Origin of the sequence: Mycobacterium sp., from assembly GCF_052143115.1 — a bacterium.
Classification (GTDB): Bacteria; Actinomycetota; Actinomycetes; order Mycobacteriales; family Mycobacteriaceae; genus Mycobacterium.
This window is the reverse complement of the sequence record NZ_JBKQTQ010000119.1, coordinates 1-4,007: the sequence shown is the minus strand read 5'-3', so window position 1 is coordinate 4,007 and position 4,007 is coordinate 1. Positions and strand designations below refer to the sequence as shown.

At 63.3% G+C, this 4,007-nt stretch carries 3 protein-coding genes, 1 tRNA gene and 1 pseudogene; 4 read left to right on the top strand and 1 reads right to left on the bottom strand.

Annotated elements, in window-relative coordinates; all coding sequences use genetic code 11:
* Nucleotides 1–53: 53 nt before the first annotated feature.
* The 4 genes from ACLQI9_RS12990 (at nt 54) to ACLQI9_RS12975 (ending at nt 3,416) form a co-directional block, all read left to right on the top strand.
* Nucleotides 54–626: a TetR family transcriptional regulator gene (locus tag ACLQI9_RS12990; RefSeq protein WP_442391749.1), complete on the top strand. Its 573-nt coding sequence runs from the start codon at nt 54–56 to the stop codon at nt 624–626.
* A gap of 9 nt (nt 627–635) precedes the next feature.
* A complete protein-coding gene (locus ACLQI9_RS12985; protein ID WP_442391748.1) occupies nt 636–1,877 on the top strand; it encodes a cytochrome P450 in 1,242 nt (413 codons plus the stop codon).
* A 13-nt stretch (nt 1,878–1,890) separates the two neighbouring features.
* Nucleotides 1,891–2,949 (top strand): NAD(P)H-dependent amine dehydrogenase family protein, encoded by a 1,059-nt coding sequence (locus ACLQI9_RS12980; RefSeq protein WP_442391747.1) that lies wholly within the window; start codon nt 1,891–1,893, stop codon nt 2,947–2,949.
* Nucleotides 2,950–3,287: 338 nt separating this feature from the next.
* Nucleotides 3,288–3,416 (top strand) — tRNA-Phe (locus ACLQI9_RS12975).
* A 32-nt stretch (nt 3,417–3,448) separates the two neighbouring features.
* Here ACLQI9_RS12975 and ACLQI9_RS12970 read toward each other — a convergent pair.
* Nucleotides 3,449–3,778 (bottom strand): annotated as a pseudogene (locus ACLQI9_RS12970) (tyrosine-type recombinase/integrase); the annotation flags it as partial.
* Between the last annotated feature and the right edge of the window lie 229 nt (nt 3,779–4,007).

Here is a 4,007-nt window from a genome sequence, read left to right as displayed (position 1 = left end):
CGGTTTGGCAATCTGAACGCTGTTCGATTTAGAACACTGTTCGAAAGGTGGGAATGGGCAGCGAGCTATCCGCGCGAACGCTTGGCTACGGGATGCTGGATCGGGACCACCTGACCAAGCACCTCCTCGAACTCGCACAGCGGGTCGGGGTCGAGAAGGTCACGATGCGAGGCGTCGCTGCCCAAGCAGGCACCTCGGCATCGTCGGTCTACTACCACGTCGCCGGCAAGGCTGAACTGCTCGATCTGCTGATCGAAGCCGTCGTGAACAGCATCGAAGTTCCCACCGAAGGAGAGTGGCAGGATCGCGTCGTCGCGCTCTACACCAACGCATGGCGCGCCCTGGTCACGGTTCGGGGTATCGCAGGCTTGCTCCAGCAACGCCCGCACACGACGGCCGCCGAGAACATGGACCGAGCCACGCGTTCCATCTTGGGCGAATCAGGATTGTCCAGGCGAACTTTCACCGCCGCGTATGCCCTGCTCTACGTCCATCTGCTGGGGTCGGTGGAGCTCGAGCACAATCGCGGCGCGCAAACCACGCGCGGGGCCGCACGGGCCGAAGCGACGTTCCGCGACGGACTGCAGATCATTCTCACCGGCCTTCGCCATGCCGATGAACGATAAGGGAACACCATGCCTGAAGCTACGCTCGATCTCGCCGACCTGTCCCTGTGGGCCGACGGCTTCCCAGACGACCTATTCCTGGACTTGCGCCGGCGCACACCCGTGTACCACCAGACACGCACCGCGATCGTCGATAAATGCGTCGGCCGGGAATTCTGGGTGTGCACGAAGCACGCCGAGGTGACTCAGGTGCATCGCGATCACGACGCGTTCACCGCGACCGACGGCCCGTTGATCCAGCAAGTCGGCCTCTTTTCGGCCTATCCCGCGATCGTCAACCTCGATCCGCCCGACCACACCAAGCGCCGCCGAACTATCGCGAAGGCATTTACTCCCCGCGCCGTGGCCAAGCTCGAAGAAGGCATCCGCACCCGCGCGCATCTCATGGCTGCGTCGCTATTGGACGCTGGTGGCGGCGAGTTCGTCGAACTCGCGGCGGGGCTGCCGATTTCGGTCATCGGGGACATCGTGGGCATACCGGACGAGCATCGGCCACGCGTGTTCGATCTCATCGACCAGGTGCTGAAGTTAGCGGGCGTCGGGGTCATGACGCCCGAGGGTGATGCCCTGGGGCCTTTCCTCGAGTTGTTCCAGTACGCCAGCGAATTGACCGCACAGAAGCGGGAGCATCCCGTCGACGACATCTGGAGCACCCTGTGCACCGCCGAGATCGACGACGAGTCCGGCGGGACGTTCTTGTTGCCGGAGAACGAGCTGGAGATCTTCTTCTTCATCCTCGCACTGGCCGGGAGCGACACGACGCGTAATGCGCTGTGCGACGGAATCCGCGCCTTTGTCACCAACCCCGCACAGGCCGACCGGTATCGCAGCGATCCCGACGTCCGTGCGCGTGCAGTGGAGGAAGTACTGCGGTGGTCTACGCCGATCATCTTCTGGGTGCGCGGCGCTCGCCGCGACGTCGTGTTAGGTGATACGCCGATCAAGAAGGGGTCCCGCGTCGTCACGATGCTTCGCTCGGCCAATCGCGACGAAGACATCTTCGACAATGCCTTCGAGTTCGACATTGCGCGCCAACACAATCCACACGTGACATTCGGCGGTGGCGGTGCACACCACTGCCTTGGTGCCATGCTCGCGCGAGCCGAGATCCGAGCCGCGTTGGACGAAATCCTGCTCAACACCGCCGACGTCGGACTGGGTGAACCGACGATCCAGCACCCGAACATCATCTCGAACATGACCGTCTACGACTCACTTCCGATCAGCCTCGAATTGGCCAAGCAACGCTAGGAAGGAACGTTTCATGGCGCGGTATCGCGTGGTGCAGTGGGCGACGGGCAACGTCGGCCAGCGCGCACTTCGGGCCGTTCTCGACCGTGATGCGTTCGAGCTCGTTGGGGTACATGCATTTTCGCCCGACAAGGTGGGCCAAGACGCCGGCTTACTGGCCGGGATCGCGCCAGTAGGAGTCCTGGCCACCGACGACGTCGACGCGCTGATCGGTACCGCACCCGACTGCGTGATGTACACCCCGCGTGTGATCGACTATGCCCTGGTGTGCCGGATGCTTCGCGCCGGGATCAACGTGGTGACCACGGGCGACTTCCTCACGGGCACTCACCATCTGCAGGAGTGGGCGGCTCTCACGGCTGCTGCCCAGCACGGGGGTGCGACGTTCCTCGGCACGGGTTTCGAACCGGGGTTCGTCAACGTCGCTGCGGGCTTCCTGTCCGGTGCATGCCGGCGCGTGCACAGCGTGAAACTGGTCGAGACGCTGGACTGCACCCAATACCCGGTGCGGGAGGCCTGGACAGTGCTCGGGTTCGCCAAGCCGGCCAAGGATCGGCTGGTCGAACTCGACCCGTTCACCGCCCGATACGGCCTTGGATACTTCGAGACGCTGGACCTTGTCGCCGACATGCTCGGCATCGAGTTGGAGTCGAAGCGGGGTCTTGTCGAACATGCCCTTGCCACGCGTAACCTGGATCTGGGATGGATCACGTTCGGTGAGGGCAGTGTGGCCGGCCAGCGTCGCACCTACCGCGGCTACCGCAATGGACGCGTCGTCGTCGAACTGGTGATCTGCTGGACCATGAGTGACGACGCCCTGGACCCACAGTGGACCGATCCCAAGGGCTTCAAATTGGAAATCGAGGGCGAACCGCGGGTGGATGCCGTGATCCAGTTCGGCCCACCACGCAATTCAGACCTCTCGGCCGACCAGGACGTCATGAGCCTGCTCATGGTCGGCACGGCCATGGCAGCGGTCAACGCGATCCCTCATGTGTGTGACGCTCCGCCGGGCGTGATCACGCCGATTGACCTACCCATCAGCGGCACCCGAGGTGCCCTCATCGACTAACCCGTTGCGGTGGCCCCGAGGGTAGGAAGCCCATGACGCGACGAGCTGTCCACCGAGTGAGGTCCGGTGCCGGTGGTGAGGCACGGCAATCTACCGCAGCGCCAGGCCACCGAACTGTAAACGAACTGTAAGCACACGTGATCGAAACGCCACCAATCGTGCCAACGCAATATCTGCGTATATGCCAGTTGAAGTGGCATTTTGGCAAGAGGGCCAACGCACGCCAACGCCAGCAAACGCCCAGAAACACGGACTGTAAATCCGTCCGCCTTGCGCCGACGTGCGGATTCCAGGGGCGGGCCGCTGACCTATGGGGCCAAGATGGGGCCAAACCTACGGACCAGGTGCTCTAGCGCGTCCAGTTCGCTGTCTCTAATCCACTCTGACCAGCTGAAATACATTGATGTAGGCCGGAACTCCGCCTGAAAAGCGGAAGGTCGCCGGTTCGATCCCGGCCCTGGCCACCAGTGTTGAGCTGCACGGATGTGGTGACGGCACTCTATGGTTGTTTCGGTGTGTCCGGTTCCTGTCCGTTCGCTTGGTTTGCGGCGGAGTCGTGGAGCCGGTCGAGGTTCGTGGCTACGTGGTCGAGTTCGTCGGCGTAGAGGTCGCTGTAGATATTCGCGGTGACGGTCGGCGTGGAGTGGCCCATTGTTTTCTGGACGTAGCGAAGGTCTGCGCCGGAGGCCCGGGCCAGGCTGGCGTAGGTGTGGCGAAGGTCGTGAATCGTCAATGGCGCGAGCTCTGTTGTCTTCAAGGCACGGGCCCAGTGGGTGTGGCGGCGCCAGTTGTTGGACCTGAGGAAGCCGCGGTTCGGTGATGGCTGCGCCCCGAGTATGTCAGCAACAATGGCAGCGGCCGCGGTGGCCCGCATCGCGCTGGTCTTCGCGCAGAGCTCAGCACTAACGGCCGCCTTGCCCTGGTTGCCCGCCCCTCTTCTGGCTCGGAGCGGGGCTCCTACTGCTGCCGGCCGTGCGACGACGTGTGCGGCCAGTCAGGTCGCCGATCTTGGGTTAAGATGCGAACATGGGATTAAGCGGCGGCGAGGCTCATAGCAC

What these genes read in the sequence shown, in the direction of transcription:
- ACLQI9_RS12990 (WP_442391749.1), top strand. Translation starts at nt 54, where the DNA reads ATGGGCAGCGAGCTATCCGCGCGAACGCTTGGCTACGGGATGCTGGAT.
- ACLQI9_RS12985 (WP_442391748.1), top strand. Translation starts at nt 636, where the DNA reads ATGCCTGAAGCTACGCTCGATCTCGCCGACCTGTCCCTGTGGGCCGAC.
- ACLQI9_RS12980 (WP_442391747.1), top strand. Translation starts at nt 1,891, where the DNA reads ATGGCGCGGTATCGCGTGGTGCAGTGGGCGACGGGCAACGTCGGCCAG.